16 protein-coding genes and 1 pseudogene are annotated in these 19,812 nt (G+C 69.1%); 14 read left to right on the top strand and 3 right to left on the bottom strand.

What is annotated here, in order from left to right:
* Together ACWDTS_RS07750 and cofD are read right to left on the bottom strand one after the other, a co-directional pair.
* Nucleotides 1-1,371 (bottom strand): coenzyme F420-0:L-glutamate ligase, encoded by a 1,371-nt coding sequence (locus tag ACWDTS_RS07750; RefSeq protein ID WP_197253095.1) that lies wholly within the window; start codon nucleotides 1,369-1,371, stop codon nucleotides 1-3.
* Nucleotides 1,371-2,360 (bottom strand): 2-phospho-L-lactate transferase, encoded by a 990-nt coding sequence (gene cofD / locus ACWDTS_RS07745; protein ID WP_450117908.1) that lies wholly within the window; start codon nucleotides 2,358-2,360, stop codon nucleotides 1,371-1,373. The genes ACWDTS_RS07750 and cofD overlap by 1 nt, the downstream gene beginning before the upstream one ends.
* 430 nt (nucleotides 2,361-2,790) lie before the next feature.
* Between cofD and ACWDTS_RS07740 the strand changes: the two genes are divergently transcribed.
* Nucleotides 2,791-3,051 (top strand): WhiB family transcriptional regulator, encoded by a 261-nt coding sequence (locus ACWDTS_RS07740; protein ID WP_169917902.1) that lies wholly within the window; start codon nucleotides 2,791-2,793, stop codon nucleotides 3,049-3,051.
* Nucleotides 3,052-3,207: 156 nt separating this feature from the next.
* Here the strand turns inward: ACWDTS_RS07740 and ACWDTS_RS07735 are convergent, their stop codons facing one another.
* Nucleotides 3,208-3,702: a metallopeptidase family protein gene (locus tag ACWDTS_RS07735; RefSeq protein WP_197253088.1), complete on the bottom strand. Its 495-nt coding sequence runs from the start codon at nucleotides 3,700-3,702 to the stop codon at nucleotides 3,208-3,210.
* 89 nt (nucleotides 3,703-3,791) lie between these two features.
* On the opposite strand from ACWDTS_RS07735, the gene ACWDTS_RS07730 reads away from it, so the two are divergent.
* The 13 genes and pseudogenes from ACWDTS_RS07730 (at nucleotide 3,792) to secA (ending at nucleotide 19,809) form a co-directional block, all read left to right on the top strand.
* A complete protein-coding gene (locus ACWDTS_RS07730; RefSeq protein ID WP_420752934.1) occupies nucleotides 3,792-4,187 on the top strand; it encodes a DUF3499 domain-containing protein in 396 nt (131 codons plus the stop codon).
* A 94-nt stretch (nucleotides 4,188-4,281) separates the two neighbouring features.
* Nucleotides 4,282-5,655, top strand: a complete 1,374-nt coding sequence (locus ACWDTS_RS07725; protein ID WP_450117907.1) for a phosphomannomutase/phosphoglucomutase — start codon at nucleotides 4,282-4,284, stop codon at nucleotides 5,653-5,655.
* 103 nt (nucleotides 5,656-5,758) lie between these two features.
* Nucleotides 5,759-6,844, top strand: coding sequence for a tobH protein (locus ACWDTS_RS07720; RefSeq protein WP_450108608.1), 1,086 nt, complete (start codon nucleotides 5,759-5,761; stop codon nucleotides 6,842-6,844).
* The gene (gene manA / locus ACWDTS_RS07715; protein WP_197252750.1) at nucleotides 6,844-8,079 is read left to right on the top strand and encodes a mannose-6-phosphate isomerase, class I; all 1,236 of its coding nucleotides are present in this window, start codon (nucleotides 6,844-6,846) and stop codon (nucleotides 8,077-8,079) included. The genes ACWDTS_RS07720 and manA overlap by 1 nt, the downstream gene beginning before the upstream one ends.
* Before the next feature lie 93 nt (nucleotides 8,080-8,172).
* Nucleotides 8,173-8,832 (top strand): TetR family transcriptional regulator, encoded by a 660-nt coding sequence (locus ACWDTS_RS07710; RefSeq protein WP_450108607.1) that lies wholly within the window; start codon nucleotides 8,173-8,175, stop codon nucleotides 8,830-8,832.
* A gap of 101 nt (nucleotides 8,833-8,933) precedes the next feature.
* On the top strand, nucleotides 8,934-10,403 hold the full coding sequence (ahcY, locus tag ACWDTS_RS07705; protein ID WP_248673264.1) for an adenosylhomocysteinase: 1,470 nt from the start codon (nucleotides 8,934-8,936) through the stop codon (nucleotides 10,401-10,403).
* A gap of 23 nt (nucleotides 10,404-10,426) precedes the next feature.
* Nucleotides 10,427-11,092: a dTMP kinase gene (locus ACWDTS_RS07700; protein ID WP_197252753.1), complete on the top strand. Its 666-nt coding sequence runs from the start codon at nucleotides 10,427-10,429 to the stop codon at nucleotides 11,090-11,092.
* Nucleotides 11,089-11,776, top strand: a pseudogene (gene mtrA / locus ACWDTS_RS07695) (MtrAB system response regulator MtrA). The gene ACWDTS_RS07700 and the pseudogene mtrA overlap by 4 nt, the downstream one beginning before the upstream one ends.
* A complete protein-coding gene (mtrB, locus tag ACWDTS_RS07690; protein ID WP_450108606.1) occupies nucleotides 11,773-13,473 on the top strand; it encodes an MtrAB system histidine kinase MtrB in 1,701 nt (566 codons plus the stop codon). Before mtrA ends, mtrB begins: the two are co-directional and overlap by 4 nt.
* An 8-nt stretch (nucleotides 13,474-13,481) precedes the next feature.
* Nucleotides 13,482-15,251 carry an MtrAB system accessory lipoprotein LpqB gene (lpqB, locus tag ACWDTS_RS07685; protein ID WP_450108688.1) on the top strand — a complete coding sequence of 590 codons (1,770 nt, stop codon included), beginning with the start codon at nucleotides 13,482-13,484 and terminating at the stop codon, nucleotides 15,249-15,251.
* A 109-nt stretch (nucleotides 15,252-15,360) separates the two neighbouring features.
* The gene (locus tag ACWDTS_RS07680; protein ID WP_450108605.1) at nucleotides 15,361-16,008 is read left to right on the top strand and encodes a ComF family protein; all 648 of its coding nucleotides are present in this window, start codon (nucleotides 15,361-15,363) and stop codon (nucleotides 16,006-16,008) included.
* Nucleotides 16,009-16,195: 187 nt separating this feature from the next.
* Complete coding sequence (gene hpf / locus ACWDTS_RS07675; protein ID WP_197252756.1) at nucleotides 16,196-16,861, top strand: ribosome hibernation-promoting factor, HPF/YfiA family; 666 nt, start codon at nucleotides 16,196-16,198, stop codon at nucleotides 16,859-16,861.
* 176 nt (nucleotides 16,862-17,037) lie between these two features.
* On the top strand, nucleotides 17,038-19,809 hold the full coding sequence (gene secA, locus ACWDTS_RS07670; RefSeq protein WP_450117960.1) for a preprotein translocase subunit SecA: 2,772 nt from the start codon (nucleotides 17,038-17,040) through the stop codon (nucleotides 19,807-19,809).
* Nucleotides 19,810-19,812: the final 3 nt, after the last annotated feature.

The following is a 19,812-nucleotide window of genomic DNA, read 5'->3' as shown; positions in this document are numbered from 1 at the left end:
CTACAGCTCCAGCAGCGCGGCGTCGGCGGATGCGGGTTCGCGCGGCTCGGGTGCGGTGAGCGGATGCCCGACGGCGATCGCGCCGAGCGGCGACCAGTCGGCGGGCAGACCCAGTTCCTCGCGCACCACGTCGGGCGCGAAGATCGTCGAGCCGATCCAGCAGCTGCCGAGCCCGCGCACGGCGAGCGCGACGAGCAGCCCCTGCACGGCGGCACCGGCCGCGACCGTGAACATGGTGGCCTCGGCCGCGGTCCGGCGCGCGTCGGGATAGGTGTGCGCGCCGTCGGGCACCCAGAACGGGACGAGCACCTCGGGGGCGTCGTAGAGAATCGCACCGCGGGCCAGCCGGCGTTCGATCGCGGCGGCGTCCAGGCCGTCCGCCGCCAGGTCGTCGGCCCAGCGGTCGCGCATCCGGTCGAGCAGCCGGCGGCGCACCTGCTCGGTGCGCACCCACACGAACCTCACGGGACGCGTGTGGTGCGGGGCGGGGGCGGTGAGCGCATCGGCGACCGCGTCGCGCAGATCCTCCGGATCGACCGGTTCGGCCGAGAAGGTCCGCACGGACCGTCGCAGCAGTAACGCCTCGCGACGGCCCTGCTCGAGGGCCTCGTCGGCACCGAGCCGGAACAGGTCCTCCTCGCCGCGGCGGATCAGGTCCTGGGCCGTGGAACCGTCGTCGACGGTGTCGAGACCGCGCACGACCGCCACCGGAACCCCACCGAGCTTGCCCTTGACGAGATCGCCGGCGGCGGCGAGTTCGTCGGCGAGGGCGACGGAGGTGACGAACAGTTCGTTGCCCTGCGAATCGTGCGAGCCGGCGTAGCCGTGCAGGACCGGCAGGCCCGCGGCGCCGATCGCGGCGTCGGTCTGGCCGACGCGCCAGGCGCGACCCATCGTGTCGGTGACGACGACGGCGACGGTCACCCCGAGCAACGAGCGCAAGCGCTCACGCAGTCCGGCGGCGCTGGCATCGGGGTCCTCGGGGAGCAGCGCGAGTTCGCCGGAGTCGACGTTGGAACCGTCGATTCCGGATGCGGCCTGGACGATGCCGAGCCGGTTCTCGGTGATGAGCGTGCGTCCCTTGCGGGCCAGCACGCGGACCGCCTCCTGGGTGACCAGCCGCCGCCGCAGCGCATCGCGCGCGTCCGGGTCGGTGGGGGACTCGACGATGCGTCCCTCGGCCTTGGAGACGATCTTGCTGGTGACGACGAGGATGTCGCCGTCGACGAGCCACGGCGCGGCGGCGGCGATCGCCTCGGCGAGATCGTCGCCGGGCCGGAACTCGGGCAGTCCGGTGACCGGGATGATCTCGATCGGCCGGCCGGGTGCGTGGTCACGCACGTCGGTGCTGGCGGTCGCGTCGGGGGACATCACAGGCTGACTCCGGCGAGTTCGAGTGCGGCGCGCGCCATCTCGGCGGTCGCTGCGGGGTCGGTCATGAGCAGGGGAACGCTGCGGACGGCGACCCCGGGAACGTCGGCGGTGTCGGTCTCGTGGACGAGCCAGCCGTCGAGGATGCCGGTGCCGCTGCGCGCGCCGTAGTGGCGGCCGACGGCTTCCGCGGTCGATTCGATGCCGATCACGTCGAGGCACGCATCGGCCATGCCGCGCAACGGCTTCCCGCCGACGACCGGGGACAGGCCGACGACCTTCGCGGAGGTGGTGCGCAGGGCGCCTCGGATGCCGGGGATGGCGAGGATCGCGCCGATGCTCACCACCGGGTTGGAGGGAGCGAGGATCACCGCGTCCGCCGATTCGATCGATTCCAGCACTCCCGGTGCAGGTTTCGCTTCGTCGGCGCCGATGTGCGCGAAGGAATGGGTCTCGACCGCCGCGCGGTGCCGCACCCACCATTCCTCGAAGTGGATCGCGCGGCGTTCGCCGTCGGCGGGGTCGGTGATCACGACGTGGGTTTCGCTGCGGTCGTCCGACACCGGGAGCAGCGTCACCCCGGGCTTCCATCGGGTGCACAGCGCTTCGGTGACCGCGGAGAGCGGATATCCGGTGCGCAGCATCTGGGTGCGGATGAGGTGGGTCGCCAGGTCCCGGTCACCAAGACCGAACCAGTCGGGATTCGCGCCGTATGCGGCGAGCTCTTCCTTGGCGTTCCACGTTTCGTCGGTGCGGCCCCAGCCCCGTTCGGGGTTGATGCCACCGCCGAGCGTGTACATGCATGTGTCGAGGTCGGGACAGATTCGCAGCCCGTGCATCCAGACGTCGTCACCGACGTTGACGACCGCGGTGATGCGGTGCGGGGCGTCCACGGCGAGGTCTCGCCCGGGTTCGATGCCGAGCAGGCGGCGCAAGCCGGTGAGGAACCGGGCCCCGCCGACGCCTCCGACCAAAACTGTCACGTTCACAGCACAAGCCTAGGGGGTCCGTTTCGTGACTGGTGAGGCACCGCCCGATGGGGTGAAATGTGAGGAATGCGACAGGGTGAATTGTGCCGGATGTCACCGGGTGAATTGCCCCGAGCGTGACGCGGCCTACTCCGAAGTGCTCGATGGTAGCGAATACGTCCGTTCGGCTTGACCGCGACACGCCCAACGTGTGTAATCACATACGTGTCATTCCGACATTTCGAAACGCGGGATCGTATGCGGAATATGCATATACGACCGGCCTTCGCGGAATGGCCCGGGGTAGATCCCCGAATGTGAAGGATGCAGCGCTGCAGGTTAGGAGGCGTGTATGGCCGACGAGCGCGAATGGTTCGAGGACACTCGGATCGAGACTGCAGTCGAGGGCATCTGTGCCGAAGGCGGGCACGACGGAGAGCCGACGTCGTCGGTGCTGAGTCTGATTGCAGGACTTTCCGATCCGTCGGACGTCGAGGAACAGTGGCAGGACCGTGCGCTGTGTGCGCAGACCGATCCGGAGGCGTTCTTCCCCGAAAAGGGTGGATCGACGAGGGAGGCCAAGCGGATCTGCATGGGGTGCGAGGTGAAGGACGAATGCCTCGAGTACGCCCTGGCCCACGATGAGCGGTTCGGCATCTGGGGTGGTCTCTCGGAGAGGGAAAGGCGGCGCCTCAAGCGGGGCATCGTCTGAGATCGGGACCGGTCCGGTACGGGGAGTTCGGACAAGGTGGAATGCCGGTCTGTTTGGGGGTGAGGGTCGGGTACTCGATGGGGGTCGAGTACCCGGCCCTCACTCTTTCCCGAAGCAGCCGCCACCGACGAGCGGTCCTCGCCGGGATCACCCGGTTCAGTCTTCGCCGAGATCCCCGAGTTCGGGATCGACGACCTCCGGTTCGACTCCCAGATACGTTGCGACCTGGTGCACGAGCACGTCGTGGACCAGATCGGTCAGGTCGTCGGGATCCTTCGCGCGCAATTCGAGGGGCCGGCGGAACAGGACGATGCGTGCCCGCGTGGCCGCGCCCCGACGATCGATGCCGGCCGGGACGAGCCGCGACAGCGGCACCGGACCGTCCGCGACGACCTCGTCCGGCCAGTTCACCGAGTCCGGATCCAGCGCACGGATCTTCGGGACCTCGTCGACCGCGATGTCGAGCTTCGTGAGGCGGTCGTGCCACTGCGCGTCGATCGGGGCGAACGCACCGAGCACGAGCAGGTCGAATTTCTCGGCCCGCGACTTCCACACCGGAAGGTCGTGGGGGAACATCGGCCCGCGGATTCCGCGTCCGCGACGCGCGACGGATCGGGACGTCACGGGGCGGGGCCGGCGAACGCGAGACATGTAGGCGACACTACGACACGCGACTCGAATTGTGCCGTTCCGGTGTGTCCGGATAGTCGCGACGCGACGGGCGCGCTACGCTCCCATCCGTGAGAACACTGCGTCGATGCTGCCGGCCTGGGTGCAAGAACCCTGCTGTTGCGACGCTGACCTACGTGTACTCGGATTCCACGGCGGTCGTGGGACCGCTGGCCACGGTGGCCGAGCCGCACTCGTGGGATCTGTGCGAATCGCACGGCTCGAGGATCACCGCGCCGAAGGGCTGGGAACTGGTCCGGTACGAAGGTGCGTTCTCGTCGGGCACACCCGACGAGGACGATCTGACCGCGCTCGCCGAGGCGGTGCGGGAGGCCGGTCTGGGCGATCGCGGCCACGGTCACGGCGACTCCGACGAGTCCGACGCCGCCCCGCGGCAGGTCGCGCAGCCGACGACCCGCACCGGCCGTCGCGGACACCTGCGTGTGCTGCCGGACCCCACGTCCTGAGCGCTGGGCACGGCAGTTCCGAGTACTCCACTAGGCTGATCGCTGCCGCGCTGCGGAGGGTGGCGTGCGTGTACGACGATCAGGAGCGATAACAGTGGCGAGATCTGCCGAATCCGTGGCCGCCGTCGTCAAGGCATACGACGTGCGGGGCGTGGTGGGTGACCAGATCGACGCGGATTTCGTCCGCGAGGTCGGTGCGTCCTTCGCCCGGCTCGTGCGCGACGGCGGGAACCCGGCGACGCGGATCGTCATCGGTCACGACATGCGCGAATCCTCGCCCGAGTTGTCCCGCGCGTTCGCCGAGGGCGTCACCGCTCAAGGGCTCGACGTCGTGCACATCGGGCTCGCCTCGACCGACCAGCTGTACTTCGCCTCCGGGCTCCTCGACGCCCCCGGCGCCATGTTCACCGCCAGCCACAACCCGGCCCGCTACAACGGCATCAAGCTGTGCCGTGCCGGCGCGAAGCCCGTCGGCCAGGAAACCGGTCTCGCCACCATCACCGCCGAACTCGTTGCCGGGGTACCCCCCCACGACGGCGCGCCGGGCACGATCACGGAGCAGGACGTCCTCGACGAGTACGCCTCGTTCGTCCGCGGCCTGGTGGATCTGAGCGAGATGCGGCCCCTGAAGGTCGCCGTGGACGCCGGGAACGGCATGGGCGGGCACACGGTGCCCGCGGTGTTCGATGTGCTCCCCGTCGAACTCGTGCCGCTGTACTTCGAACTCGACGGCACCTTCCCGAACCACGAGGCGAACCCCCTCGATCCGGCGAACCTCGTCGACCTCCAGCAGCTGGTGCGCGAGTCCGGCGCGGACGTCGGTCTGGCGTTCGACGGGGACGCCGACCGCTGCTTCGTCGTCGACGAGCGTGGCGAGCCGGTCACCCCCTCCGCGGTCACCGCACTCGTCGCAGCCCGCGAGCTCGCGAAGGAACCCGGCGCGACGATCATCCACAACCTGATCACCTCGCGGGTCGTGCCCGAACTCGTCACCGAACTCGGTGGCGAGCCGGTCCGCACCCGGGTGGGTCACTCGTTCATCAAGCAGCAGATGGCCGAGACCGGTGCGGTCTTCGGCGGGGAGCATTCTGCGCACTACTACTTCCGCGATTTCTGGGGCGCCGATTCCGGGATGCTCGCGGCCCTGCACGTGCTGGCCGCGCTGGGCGGGCAGGACCTCCCGCTCTCCGAACTGATGAGCTCCTACGAGCGGTATGCCGCGTCCGGTGAGCTGAACTCGACCGTCGACGACGCCGCGGCACGGACCGAGGCGGTGCTCAGCGCGTTCGCGGACCGCGCCGAGTCGGTGGACCGGCTCGACGGGGTCACCGTGAATCTGCCCGGCAACGCATGGTTCAACCTGCGTGCCTCGAACACCGAACCGCTGCTGCGCCTCAACGTGGAGGCGCGCACGGCGGAAGAGGTCGACTCGCTGGCGACGGAAATTCTGGCCATCGTGCGTTCGTGACGGCGCGCGTTCGTGGCGGAAATGTTCGTGACGGGGATAATCGGGTGTGCCCGGGCTGCTGCGTCGGGCCGGTTCGAATCGGCTGAAGGAAGGTGGCGCAGTGATGACGGCTCCCTCGCCGCTGTTCGACTTCGATGACTCGAGCGCTCTGATCGCGGCCGACATCGACGGCATCCTGCGCATGTCGGCGCTCGGCGGCGCGCAGATCCGAGCGACGGCATCCGCGGTCGACGAACAGGCCCTGGACCGGTTGCACGACCTGCACCCGCGCAGCGTCGTCCTCGTCGGCGGGGACGCCCGCTCGGCGCGGGCCGCCGAACTGGTCGTCGCGATGCTGGCCGCGCACGCGACCGTGCCGCTGGTCGTCGCACCGACCACCCCGACCTGGGTGGGACCGCTCGATGTGGTGGTGGTCGCCGGTGACGACGCGGGCGACCCGACCCTCGTCGAATCCGTGGCCGCCGGGCTGCAGCGCCGCGCCGAAGTGGTCGTGGGCGCACCCGACGAGGGCCCGATCCGGGCCGCGGTCGCCGGGCGGGCCCTGCTGCTGCCGCCGCGCATCCACCTGCCGTCCGCCTACGCGCTGGCCCGCCACGTCGCGGTGTTCTGCGCGGTCCTGACGGCGATGGCCGCGACCAAGGTGCGCTCGCACGTGCCGGACCTCGCCGAACTCGCCGATGCGGTGGACAACGAGGCAGCCCGCAACCATCCGTCCAACGAGGTGTTCCACAATCCGGCGAAGTCGCTCGCGGTGCGCATGCAGTCGCGTCGGGTCGCGCTGGCCGGGGATTCCCCCGCGACCACCTCCCTCGCCCGCCACGGCGCGGAGATGCTGCTGCTCGGGGCCGGGATGATCGCCGCGGCCGCGTCGCTGCCGGATACGCTCGCTGCGCGGGATCGCTTGGTGGCCACGGCCACCGGGACCGGTGAACCGTACGACCCGTTCTTCCACGACGAGCAGCTCGACGGGCCGATTCCGGAGGCTCCCGTGCGGGTATTCGTGCTCAGCACGGACGACGATCGACGGGCTGCGCAGCGTCGCGCAGCTGCATTACCGGATATGGAATTGGTGTCTGTAGTGGGGGAAACGGAGTCGCGGGCAGTGCCGCCCGTGTTGGAACAGGCCTTGGTGCTCGCGGCCCGGATCGAGATGGCCGCCGCCTACCTGCGTTTGGCCGGGGGCCGGTAGTGCGGCGACTCGAAGGTGCGCTGCGTTCCTATGCCTGGGGCTCGCGCACCGCGATCGCAGAGTTGTGCGGGCGCCCGGTGCCGTCCGATCACCCGGAAGCGGAGCTGTGGCTCGGAGCCCATCCGGCAGATCCGGCCAAGGTGCTCTCGGAGGACGGGGAGGCCCCGGTGTCGCTGCTCGACGTCGTCGAGTCCGACCCGCACGGGCAGCTCGGATCCGGGACCGTCGACCGGTTCGGCGCCCGCCTGCCGTTCCTGCTCAAGCTGCTCGCGGCGGAGGAGCCGCTGTCGCTGCAGGCGCATCCGAGCGCGGAGCAGGCGGCGCAGGGCTACGCCCGCGAGCAGGAGCTGGGGGTGCCCCTCGATTCCCCGATCCGCAACTACCGGGATCCGAATCACAAACCGGAGCTCGTGGTCGCGCTCACGCGCTTCGAGGCGCTCGCCGGATTCCGGGACGCGGCACGCACCGTGGAGCTGCTCGAGGCGCTCGGTGTGCCGGAACTCGATCCGTACGTGGGTCTGCTGGCCGGTCAGCCCGACTCGGGCGGGCTGCGTGCCCTGTTCACCACGTGGATCACGTTGCCCCAGCCGGTGCTGACGTCGCTGTTGCCGCGCGTGCTCGACGGCTGCGTGACCTACCTGGCGACCAACGGGCGCCCGCGGGTGTTCGCGGAGGAGGTGCGGACGGCCCTCCAGCTGGCCGAGTTCTATCCCGGCGACGCCGGGGTGCTCGCGTCGCTGCTGCTCAACCGCATCACCCTCGAACCGGGACAGGGCCTGTACCTCGACGCCGGCAACCTGCACGCCTATCTGAGCGGCATGGGGGTCGAGATCATGGCGAACTCCGACAACGTGCTGCGCGGGGGACTGACCCCCAAGCACGTGGACGTGCCGGAGTTGCTCAGGGTTCTGGACTTCCGGTCCCCGGACGTGCCGATCCTCGAAGCCGTCCCCGTGGGTGAGGCCGAGGTCTGCTACCGCACCCCGGCGCCGGAGTTCGCGCTGTCGCGTCTGGAACCCGAGCCGCACACGAAGGTGTCGCTCGCGCCGTGCGGCCCGCAGATCCTGTTGTGCACCGCCGGCGCGGCGCACCTGGACTGCGGCGGTGCCGGCCTCGACCTGACACCCGGCCATTCGGTGTGGATCTCGGCGGCCGATCCCGAACTGACCGTCGAGGCGCTGACCGCCGGGACCCAGGTGTTCCGGGCCTGTCTCGGCGACAGATCCGCCCTGTAGCCGTCACCGCGGCGCCCGGTTGTGGTCCCTGCCACACGCTGCACGCCACCCACGGCGTTGACGCGGCGTGTCGCAGCGTGGCAACGTCGGCGCATGTCGATCGTGCACGAGCCAGCGTCCGCAGACGACTCCGATGTCGCGCCCCCTGACGGAAGGCGGCGTGTGCAGTTCCACGAGGCCAGCCGGATGCTGTTGCGCAACTCCGTGCTCGATGCGATGAGGGACCTGCTGACCGTGCGGGACTGGTCCTCGATCACGATGACCGACGTCGCGCGCCGCGCCGGGGTGAGCCGTCAGACGCTCTACAACGAGTTCGCGTCCCGTCAGGGGCTGGCCCAGGCGTACGCGCTGCGACTGGCCGATCAGTTCGTCGACGCCGTCGACGATGCGGTCTACTCGAACGTCGGCGACGCCCGGCGGGCGTTGGCGGTCGGTTTCGCCGCGTTCTTCGCGGACAGCAGTTCCGATCCGCTCGTGCAATCGCTGCTGCGCGGGGACGCCAAACCGGACCTGCTGCGACTGATCACCACCGAATCGGCACCGCTGATCGACCGGGCGTCGGGCCGCCTCGTCGAGACGTTCCGGCGCAGCTGGGTACAGGCCTCGGAGACCGACGCGACGATCCTGGCGCGGGCGATCGTGCGCATCGCCATGAGCTACATCGCGATGCCGCCGGAGTCCGACCGGGACGTCGCCGCGGACATGGCGTATCTGGTCGGTCCGTTCCTGGACCGCGTCACCGGCGGACAGTGACCGTCCCCGCACGGATACCGGCGGGTACGACAGCGGCACTCCGCGGCGTGGTTGTATAGCCTGTTCGACAAAACGACTGTCAACAGGAGAGGCGCTCACACGTGTCCGACAACAAGCTCGTGGCCGACCGGCTGAACGGCATCGACTTCAAGGTCGCCGACCTGTCCCTCGCCGAATTCGGGCGCAAGGAGATCCGGCTGGCCGAGCACGAGATGCCCGGCCTCATGGCGCTGCGCCGCGAGTACGCCGAGGTGCTGCCGCTGAAGGGCGCGCGCATTTCGGGTTCGCTGCACATGACCGTGCAGACCGCCGTGCTCATCGAGACCCTCGTCGCGCTCGGTGCCGAGGTGCGCTGGGCGTCCTGCAACATCTTCTCCACCCAGGACCACGCGGCGGCCGCGGTCGTCGTCGGCCCGCACGGCACGGTCGAGGAGCCCAAGGGCGTCTCGGTGTTCGCGTGGAAGGGTGAGACGCTCGAGGAGTACTGGTGGGCGGCCGAGCAGATGCTCACGTGGCCCGGCGAGCCCGCGAACATGATCCTCGACGACGGCGGCGACGCCACGATGCTCGTTCTCAAGGGCGCCCAGTTCGAGAAGGCCGGCGTCGTGCCGCCGACCGACGAGGAGCACGACTCCACCGAGTACCAGGTCTTCCTGCAGCTCCTGCGCGAGTCGCTGGCTGCGGATTCGAAGAAGTGGACCACGGTCGCCCAGTCGGTGCGCGGTGTCACCGAGGAGACCACCACCGGAGTGCTGCGCCTGTACCAGCTCGCCGCCGCCGGTGAGCTCGTGTTCCCGGCGATCAACGTCAACGACTCGGTCACCAAGAGCAAGTTCGACAACAAGTACGGCACCCGCCACTCCCTGCTCGACGGCATCAACCGCGGCACCGACGTCCTCATCGGCGGCAAGACCGCGCTGGTCTGCGGCTACGGTGACGTCGGCAAGGGCTGCGCGGAGGCCCTCCGCGGCCAGGGCGCGCGCGTGTCGGTCACCGAGATCGACCCGATCAACGCGCTGCAGGCGATGATGGACGGCTTCGACGTCGTCACCGTCGAGGACTTCGTCGGCAAGGCCGACATCGTGATCACCTCGACCGGCAACAAGGACATCATCACGTTCGATCACATGAAGCAGATGAAGCACCAGGCGATCCTGGGCAACATCGGTCACTTCGACAACGAGATCGACATGGCGGGCCTCGAGCGTGCCGCCGACGTCACGCGGATCAACATCAAGCCGCAGGTCGACGAATTCGTCTTCCCCGACGGCCATTCGATCATCGTGCTGTCCGAGGGTCGCCTGCTCAACCTCGGCAACGCGACCGGCCACCCGTCGTTCGTGATGAGCAACTCGTTCGCGAACCAGGTCATCGCTCAGATCGAGTTGTGGACCAAGCCGGACGAATACGACAACGAGGTGTACCGCCTGCCCAAGCACCTCGACGAGAAGGTCGCGCGGATCCACGTCGAGGCGCTCGGTGGCAAGCTCACCAAGCTGACGAAGGAGCAGGCCGAGTACATCGGTGTCGACGTCGAGGGCCCGTACAAGCCCGAGCACTACCGCTACTGATCGGGGTCGGGAACCGAAGCAGCATGGGCGTTCTCATCGTCGTCGAGGGACTCGACGGGGCCGGTAAGCGGACACTGTCCGCCGGTCTCGTCGAGTCCTGGCGGGCCGCGGGTGCCCGCGTCGCCACGCTCGCGTTTCCGCGCTACGGGCAGTCCGTGCACGCCGATCTCGGCGCCGAGGCCCTGCGGGGCCGTCACGGGGACACGGCGTCGAGCGTCGAGGCGATGGCCCTGCTGTGGGCGCTCGACCGTCGCGACGCGGCCGACGAGTTGCGGAAACTCCTGGCCGACAACGACATCGTGCTGCTGGATCGTTACGTGGCGTCGAACGTCGCGTACACCGCGGCCCGCAGGCACGAGGGAGCTTCGGGGCCGGCGGCCGAGTGGGTGCGCGAGATCGAGTTCGACCGGTTCGGATTGCCGGTGCCCGATCTGCAGTTGTTGCTGAAGGTTCCCGTCGAGCTCGCGGCACAGCGGGCGCGGGACCGCGCCACCGCCGACGCGACCCGCGACCGGGACGCGTACGAACGCGACGGGGACCTCCAGATCCGTACCGGTGAGGTGTACGACCAGTTGGTGCAACAGAACTGGATGTCGCCGTGGATGGTCGCCGGACCCGACACCGATCCGGTACAACTCGCCGCGCAGATCTCAAATCAGCTTCAGCACGGTGAAGGAGTGACACGATAGACGGTATGAAGCCGAGGATTCTCGTCGTCGACGACGACACCGCGCTGGCCGAGATGCTCACGATCGTCCTGCGGGGCGAAGGTTTCGAACCTTTTGTGGTCGGGGACGGCACACAGGCACTCGGTGCTGTGCGCGAGATCCGGCCCGACCTCGTTCTGCTCGACCTGATGCTGCCCGGCATGAACGGCCTCGACGTGTGCCGCGTGCTGCGGGCCGATTCGGGTGTGCCGATCGTCATGCTCACGGCCAAGTCGGACACGGTCGATGTTGTGCTCGGGCTCGAATCGGGCGCCGACGACTACATCGTCAAGCCGTTCAAGCCGAAGGAACTCGTCGCCCGCGTGCGGGCACGGTTGCGTCGGACCGAGCAGGAACCCGCCGAAATGCTGTCGATCGGTGAGATCACCATCGACGTCCCGGCGCACAAGGTCAGCCGCGGCGAGGAACTCATCTCTCTCACCCCCCCTCGAGTTCGACCTGCTGGTGGCACTGGCCCGCAAACCGCGGCAGGTGTTCACTCGTGAGGTGCTGCTCGAACAGGTCTGGGGTTACCGCCACGCCGCGGACACGCGCCTCGTCAACGTGCACGTGCAGCGACTGCGCGCGAAGGTCGAGAAGGATCCCGAGAATCCCGAGGTCGTGCTGACGGTGCGCGGCGTCGGCTACAAGGCCGGACCGCCGTGATCCGTGCTTACCGACTGCGGCGGCGGATCACTCGTAGGACTCTGCCGCTGCTGAGGTGGTCCCGTTCGCTGAGCAGCTGGCTCACCCACACGTGGCGCCGGTCGCTCCAGCTGCGGGTCGTGGTGTCCACCCTGACACTGTCGCTGGTCGTGATGCTGGTGCTCGGCGTGGTGCTGACCAGCCAGATCACCGATCGTCTGCTCGAAGTGAAGATCAACGCGGCCACCGAGGAGATGGAGCGCTCCCGGGCGCTCGTCGAAGGCCAGCTGGCCGGCGCCGACGACACCGGATCGCTCAGCGTCCGGCTCGACAGCGCCCGGGCCACGCTCACGAACCGTGGCAGCGACGCCGGTCAGGACACCGGTGTCGCGGGTACCTTCGATCCGGTGCTCATCGTTCCCGGCGACGGGCCGCGCGCACCGACGTCGAGCGGCCCCGCCGATCAGATCCCGCAGAACCTGCGCGCCTTCGTGCAGAACGGCCAGATCGCCTACCAGTTCGCGACCGTCGACGATCCCGACGGCTACTCCGGCCCGGCGCTGATCGTCGGCAGCCCGACGTCGTCGAACATCGGCACGCTCGAGCTGTATCTGGTGTTCCCGCTGGCAGGGGAGGAGAGCACCCTCGCGCTCGTGCGCGGCACCCTGCTCGTCGGTGCGCTGGTCCTGCTGGTGCTGCTCGCCGCCATCTCGATGATCGTCGCCCGTCAGGTGGTGCTGCCCATCCGATCCGCGTCGCGGATCGCGGTGCGCTTCGCCGACGGCCGCCTCAAGGAACGCATGCCGGTGCGCGGCGAGGACGACATGGCCCGGCTGGCGATGTCGTTCAACGAGATGGCCGAGAGCCTGTCGCGGCAGATCACCCAGCTCGAGGAGTACGGCAACCTGCAGAAGCGGTTCACCTCGGACGTCAGCCACGAACTGCGGACCCCGCTGACGACCGTGCGGATGGCGGCGGACCTGATCCACGACGGCAGCGACGAACTCGACCCGTCGCTGAAACGCGCCTCCGAACTGCTGGTCGCCGAACTCGACCGGTTCGAGAGCCTGCTCGGCGACCTGCTCGAGATCAGCCGGCACGACGCCGGTGTCGCCGAACTCGCCGCCGAGCAGCTCGATCTGCGGATGTGCGCGCGGGCAGCGGTGTCCACGGTCCGGCACCTGGCCCGCGAGACCGGAACCGAACTCATCGTGGATCTGCCGAACGAGCCGGTCATGGCAGAGGTCGATCCCCGGCGCGTCGAACGCATCCTGCGGAACCTGCTCGCCAACGCGATCGATCACGGTGAGGGCAAGCCGATCCTGCTGCGGCTGCGCGCCGACGACGCCGCGGCGGCGTTCGTCGTCCGCGACCAGGGCATCGGCCTGCGGCCGGGGGAGGAGAAACTCGTGTTCAACCGGTTCTGGCGCTCCGATCCGTCCCGGGTGCGACGGTCCGGCGGCACAGGTCTGGGACTGGCGATCAGCGTGGAGGACGCGAACCTGCACAAGGGCAAGCTCGAGGCCTGGGGCGAACCGGGCAAGGGTGCGTGCTTCCGGCTGACGCTGCCGCGCGAGCGCGGACGCAAGGTGGGACGCAGTCCACTGCCGCTCGTCCCGACGAACGCGCACGCGGTGCAGGGCAAGACGCCCCCCGCCGCCGACGCCGCAGCGCCGACGGTCGTCGAATCCGTCCCGCCCGAGGGAGCGACCCCGTGAGCGGTTCGCTGTCGCGGCGCGTCGCCGGGCCGGTTCTGCTGCTGGCGCTCCTGCTCGGGGTCTCCGGCTGTGCGAGCCTGCCGGATTCGTCGTCCCCGCAGGCGATCGGCACCATCGTCCGTCCCCCCGCGACCACGGAGGTCGCCGCGCCCGCGCCCGGCCGCGAGCCGGATCTGCTGCTGCGCGACTTCCTCCTCGCGAGCACGGACCCCACCAACAGGCACCAGGCGGCGCGCCAGTACCTCACCCCCGAGATGACGAGTCGCTGGGACGACGCGGCCAGCGCCACGATCGTCGAGAAGGTCGACGTGCTGCCGGAATCGCGCAGCGGCGACCGTGCCACCTACGTGATCCGGGCGACCCGCGTCGGTTTCCTCGAGGAGGGCGGCGTCTACCGCGCGGACCAGGGTCCCTTCGAGGAGAAGGTCACCCTCGTGCGGTCCGACGGCGAATGGCGGATCGACGATCTGCCGCCCGGCGTCGTGATGGACCGGCCGCAGTTCCTCAACACCTACCAGCGACGCTCGCTGTTCTTCGTCGACCCCTCCGGGCAGACGGTCGTGCCCGATCCCCGCTGGATCGCCGGCACCCAGGAGCAGACCGCCTCCCAGCTCATCGAGCTGCTGGTGGAGGGCCCGAAGCCGTCGCTGGAGCCGGCCGTGCGCAACCTCCTCCACGACGTCGACGTCATCGGTCCCATCACCAAGGCGGACGGCCGCACCGCGCAGGTCGGTGTCGGACTCGGCGGCATCCGGGTGGACTTCCAGGGCGCGACCGGGCTGGCCAAGCAGGACCGGGAGCTTCTCGCGGCCCAGGTGATCTGGACGCTGGCGAACGCCGAGATCTCCGGTCCGTACGTGTTGCTCGCGGACGGGCAACCGCTCGACGAACGGTTCCCGAACGGCTGGACCACCGCGGACGTGGCGTCGACGAATCCGCTCGCCACCTCGAGCGCGACCATCGGCCTGCATGCGGTGCGTGGCGGTGGGCTGGTCGCCGTGGCCGAGACGGGTGTCACACCCGTGCCCGGCTTCTTCGGGAGCACCACCGGACTGCAGTCCGTCGCGATCTCGCACGACGGACAGCTCGTGGCCGGTGTCCTCGGAACCGGACGGCCGGAGCCGGAACCCGCCGCCGAGCTGATGATCGGCGGGTACGGGGACGGGGCAGCGGTGCATGCGGCGGAAGGCAGCTCGATCAGCAGACCGTCGTGGTCGATCGACGACAACTCCGTGTGGGCGGTCGTGGGCGGCACCTCCGTCGTGCGGGCGATCCGGGAACCCGGTACCGGACGGGTGACGGTGGTTCCGGTCGAGGCGGGCGCCATCCTGGAGTTGGGCGACCGGATCACCGAGTTGCGTCTGTCGAGGGACGGTGTCCGCGCGGCGCTCATCGTCGACGGCCGGGTGTACACGGCGATCGTGGTGCAGTACCCGAACGGCGAGTTCGCGCTGACCTCTCCGCGCGAGATCGCCATCGGGCTCGGTAGTCCCGCTCTCTCCCTCGACTGGAGCACCTCGGACACGGTGGTCGTGGCACGGGCGGCGTCCGACATCCCCGTCGTCCAGGTCGCCGTGGACGGTTCCCGGATGGACGCGCTGCCCAGCCGTAATCTGACCCCGCCGGTGGGTGCCGTCGAGGCGTCGACGACCACCGAGTTCGTGGCCGATTCACGCGCGGTGTTCCAGCTCAACAACAGTGATCCCGCCGGCGACCGCTACTGGCGTGAGGTTCCGGGCCTGGCGGGACTGACCGCGATTCCGGTGCTGCCCGGCTGAGCGTCTGTCGGTGCCGTAGGGCACTGCGCCTGTCGGTGCCGTAGGGCACAGTGCCTGTCGGTGCCGTAGGGCACAGTGCCTGTCGGTGCCGTAGGGCACAGTGCGGCGCATGTTGCAGGCCCTGTTGGATCTCGTGCTGCCGGTGGAATGCGGCGGCTGCGGCCGGCCCGGCGTCCGATGGTGCCGTCACTGCGCCCGCGACCTCGCCGATGCGCCCGCGACCGTGCGGCCGCGTGTCGATCCGGGTGTTCCCGTCTGGGCGCTCGGGTCGTACCGAGGGGTCCACCGGCGCGCGGTGATCGCCGCGAAGGAGCAGGGTCGTCGCGACCTCGCGGAGCCGCTGGGGGTGGCACTGGGGACGGCGATCGTGCGGCTGCGCCGGTGGGGTGAGCTTCCGGCCGGACCGTTGGGCGTGGTGCCCGCGCCGACCCGGGCGCGGGCGGCGCGAGCCCGGGGCGGCGACCCGGTCACGCGGGCCGTGCGCGCCGCTGCGGCGCACGATCGCGCGTTGCGTGTGATGCCGATCCTCGAGACCGCTCGGGGGGTCCGGGACTCCGTGGGACTGTCCGCCGCGCAGCGGCACCGGAACCTCGCCGGGCGGGTGCGGCTGCGCCGGGGAAGCGGCGTGCCGCGGGGGTTCCCGGTGCTCGTCGTGGACGACGTGACGACCACCGGCACGACCGCGGCGGAGTCCGTGCGAGTGCTCACGGCAGCCGGCTTCTGTCCACTGGGAGTGCTTGTGATTGCTGCCGCGTAAGTGTGCGCGAGTGAAATTCAGCGGAACGGTGGCACTCGCGGAGGTTACGTACTACCGTCGCCCTCAGACCCGGAAAACACTGGTAGACGGGTGGAAACGTTCGATCCGCCGGTTCCGGGCGGAGCGCTGATGCGCTCATCGAACATGCCGGTGCGCGGGCTGCACCGGCCGTACTCGGGAGGTACGAGTGACGACCCCTTCGAAGTCCAAGGTTTCCGCTGCAGGTCTCGATGGCGAAGCCGCCGGTCCCAAGGCTGACATCGTCGTCAAGGGACGCAACGTCGAGGTTCCGGACCACTTCCGGATCTACGTGTCCGAGAAACTCGCCCGATTGGAGCGATTCGATCCGACCATTTTCCTGTTCGATGTCGAACTGCAGCACGAGCGCAACCGCCGTCAGATGAAGAGTTGTCAGCGCGTCGAGATCACCGCCCGTGGAAAGGGCCCGGTCGTCCGTGCCGAGGCGTCCGCCGACAGCTTCTACGCGGCCTTCGAGTCGGTTACCGACAAACTCGAATCCCGTCTGCGGCGTACCAAGGAGCGTCGCAAGGTCTCCTACGGTGACAAGACTCCCGTTTCCGTTGCCGCCGCCACCGCGGCGCTCGCTCAGGACGATTCGCTCGGCATCTCGCGGGATCTGGCGCAGGAATTCGAAGCGGAAGACAAGTCCGGTCCCGGCCGGATCGTCCGGACGAAGGAGCACAAGGCCGAGCCGATGACCGTCGACGACGCCCTGTACGAGATGGAACTGGTCGGCCACGACTTCTACCTGTTCCACGACAAGGAAACGGACAGGCCGTCGGTCGTCTACCGTCGGCACGCGTTCGACTACGGCCTGATCAGCCTGGTCTGAATGCCCGGTCGGAGCGGTCGCAATCGCAACCGCTCCGGCCGAACGCCTACCATGGAATCCGGCCGGGGACCGACGAGGCCCTCGGCCGGATTTTCTTGTCCGTGCACGAACCCGAGATTGAGGACGAACACCCAGTGCTGTCGCTGACGAAGCTGCTCCGGATCGGTGAAGGTCGCATGGTCAAGCGACTGAAGCACATCGCCGAGCACGTCGAATCCCTGTCGCCGGAGTTCGAGGCGCTCACCGACGCGGAACTGCGCGCCAAGACGGACGAGTTCCGCAAGCGGTACGCGGACGGGGAAACCCTCGACGACCTGCTGCCGGAGGCGTTTGCGGTGGCCCGTGAGGCCTCCTGGCGAGTTCTCGGACAGAAGCACTACACGGTGCAGATCATGGGTGGCGCGGCGCTGCACTTCGGCAACATCGCCGAGATGAAGACAGGTGAGGGCAAGACCCTCACCTGTGTGCTGCCGGCCTACCTCAACGCCCTGTCCGGCGACGGTGTGCACGTCGTGACCGTGAACGACTACCTCGCCAAGCGCGACTCCGAGTGGATGGGCCGCGTGCACCGCTCCCTCGGCCTGAGCACCGACGTGATCCTGTCGGGGCTCACCCCCGCGCAGCGCCGTGCCGCCTACGCCGCGGACATCACGTACGGCACGAACAACGAGTTCGGCTTCGACTACCTGCGCGACAACATGACGCACTCGCTCGACGACCTGGTCCAGCGCGGGCACAACTTCGCGGTCGTCGACGAGGTCGACTCCATCCTCATCGACGAGGCCCGGACGCCGCTGATCATCTCCGGCCCCGCGGACGCGTCGAGCAAGTGGTACTCCGAGTTCGCGCGGATCGCGCAGATGCTTCAACCGGAGACCCACTACGAGATCGACATCCGCAAGCGGACCGTCGGTGTTCACGAGGCGGGCGTCGAGTTCGTCGAGGACCAGCTCGGCATCGACAACCTGTACGAGGCCGCGAACTCGCCGCTGGTGAGCTACCTGAACAACGCCATCAAGGCCAAGGAGCTCTACACCAAGGACAAGGACTACATCGTCCGCGACGGCGAGGTCGTCATCGTCGACGAGTTCACCGGCCGCGTGCTGACGGGCCGCCGCTACAACGAGGGCATGCACCAGGCGATCGAGGCCAAGGAAAAGGTCGAGATCAAGGCCGAGAACCAGACCCTCGCCACGATCACGCTGCAGAACTACTTCCGTCTCTACGACAAGCTCTCGGGTATGACCGGTACCGCCGAGACCGAGGCCGCCGAGCTGCATCAGATCTACGGCCTCGGCGTCATCCCCATCCCGACGAACCGGGAGATGATCCGCGCCGACCAGGGCGACCTGATCTACAAGACGGAGGAAGCGAAGTTCGCTGCCGTCGTCGACGACGTGGTCGAGCGGCACCAGAAGGGCCAGCCGGTCCTCATCGGTACCACCAGCGTCGAGCGGTCGGAATACCTCTCGCGGCAGCTGACCAAGCGCGGCGTCGTCCACAGCGTGCTCAACGCGAAGTTCCACGAGCAGGAAGCGCAGATCATCGCCGAGGCCGGTCGGTCCGGTGCGGTGACCGTCGCGACGAACATGGCCGGTCGCGGTACCGACATCGTGCTCGGCGGCAACCCGGACATTCTCGCCGACATCGCGCTGCGTCGCCGCGGCCTGGATCCCGTGCACACGCCCGAGGAATACGAGGCCGCGTGGGACGACACCCTCGAGAAGATCAAGGCCGAGGTCAAGGCGGACGCCGAGAAGGTCAAGGCGGCCGGTGGCCTGTACGTGCTCGGCACCGAACGGCACGAGTCCCGGCGTATCGACAACCAGCTCCGCGGCCGCTCCGGACGTCAGGGCGATCCCGGCGAGTCCCGGTTCTACCTCTCGCTCGGTGACGAGCTGATGCGCCGCTTCAACGGCGCCGCGCTCGAATCGATCATGACGCGGCTCAACCTGCCCGACGACGTGCCGATCGAGGCGAAGATGGTCTCGAAGGCCATCAAGAGCGCCCAGACGCAGGTCGAGCAGCAGAACTTCGAGATCCGCAAGAACGTCCTCAAATACGACGAGGTGATGAACCAGCAGCGCACCGTCATCTACGACGAGCGCCGCCGGATCCTGCGCGGCGAGGACCTCGAGGGTCAGATCGAGTCGATGATCCGCGACGTGGTCACCGCCTACGTCGACGGCGCCACCTCCGAGGGCTACGTCGAGGACTGGGATCTCGAGCAGTTGTGGACCGCCCTCCGCACGCTCTACCCCGTCGGGGTCGACTACAAGGAACTGGTCGCGGCGAACGAGGACCTCGGCCGTGACGAGCTGCGGGAGATCCTGCTCGAGGACGCGGAGAAGGCGTACGCGCGGCGTGAGGCCGAGATCGAGAGCATCGCGGGTGAGGGCGCGATGCGCGAACTCGAGCGTCGTGTCCTGCTGTCGGTGCTCGACCGCAAGTGGCGCGAGCACCTCTACGAGATGGACTACCTCAAGGAAGGCATCGGGCTGCGCGCGATGGCGCAGCGCGACCCGCTGGTGGAGTACCAGCGCGAGGGCTTCGACATGTTCACCGGCATGCTCGACGCGCTCAAGGAGGAATCGGTCGGGTTCCTGTTCAACCTGCAGGTCGAAGGGGCGCAGCCGCAGGCACCGGCAGCGGGGGGGGTCAGCGTGACCGCGGCCTCCGCCGCCACGGCCGCGCAGAACGCGCCGTCGCTGACCAAGCCGACCCCGGCTCCGGCACCTGCTCCCGCCCCCGCCCCGGCCGCGCTGCGTGCGAAAGGCCTCGACGACGGGGGCCGGCAGCAGCGCCTGACCTACTCGGGTCCCGCCGAGGACGGCAGCGCGCAGGTCAGCCGCACCGGCGGGGCCGCCGCGGCAGCGCAGGCCGGCAGCCGCAAGGAGCGTCGCGCGGCCGCCCGCAAGGAGGCCAAGGGCGGTTCCCGCCGCCGCTGAACG

The sequence above is a fragment of the Rhodococcus sp. NPDC003383 genome (assembly GCF_053589115.1).
The sequence above is the reverse complement of the archived record's forward strand: the minus strand, read 5'-3'. Positions and strand labels throughout refer to the sequence as shown.

What these genes read in the sequence shown, in the direction of transcription:
- ACWDTS_RS07750 (WP_197253095.1), bottom strand. Translation starts at nt 1,371, where the DNA reads ATGTCCCCCGACGCGACCGCCAGCACCGACGTGCGTGACCACGCACCC.
- ACWDTS_RS07735 (WP_197253088.1), bottom strand. Translation starts at nt 3,702, where the DNA reads ATGTCTCGCGTTCGCCGGCCCCGCCCCGTGACGTCCCGATCCGTCGCG.
- ACWDTS_RS07720 (WP_450108608.1), top strand. Translation starts at nt 5,759, where the DNA reads ATGACGGCTCCCTCGCCGCTGTTCGACTTCGATGACTCGAGCGCTCTG.
- ACWDTS_RS07710 (WP_450108607.1), top strand. Translation starts at nt 8,173, where the DNA reads ATGTCGATCGTGCACGAGCCAGCGTCCGCAGACGACTCCGATGTCGCG.
- ACWDTS_RS07700 (WP_197252753.1), top strand. Translation starts at nt 10,427, where the DNA reads ATGGGCGTTCTCATCGTCGTCGAGGGACTCGACGGGGCCGGTAAGCGG.
- ACWDTS_RS07680 (WP_450108605.1), top strand. Translation starts at nt 15,361, where the DNA reads ATGTTGCAGGCCCTGTTGGATCTCGTGCTGCCGGTGGAATGCGGCGGC.
- secA (WP_450117960.1), top strand. Translation starts at nt 17,038, where the DNA reads ATGGTCAAGCGACTGAAGCACATCGCCGAGCACGTCGAATCCCTGTCG.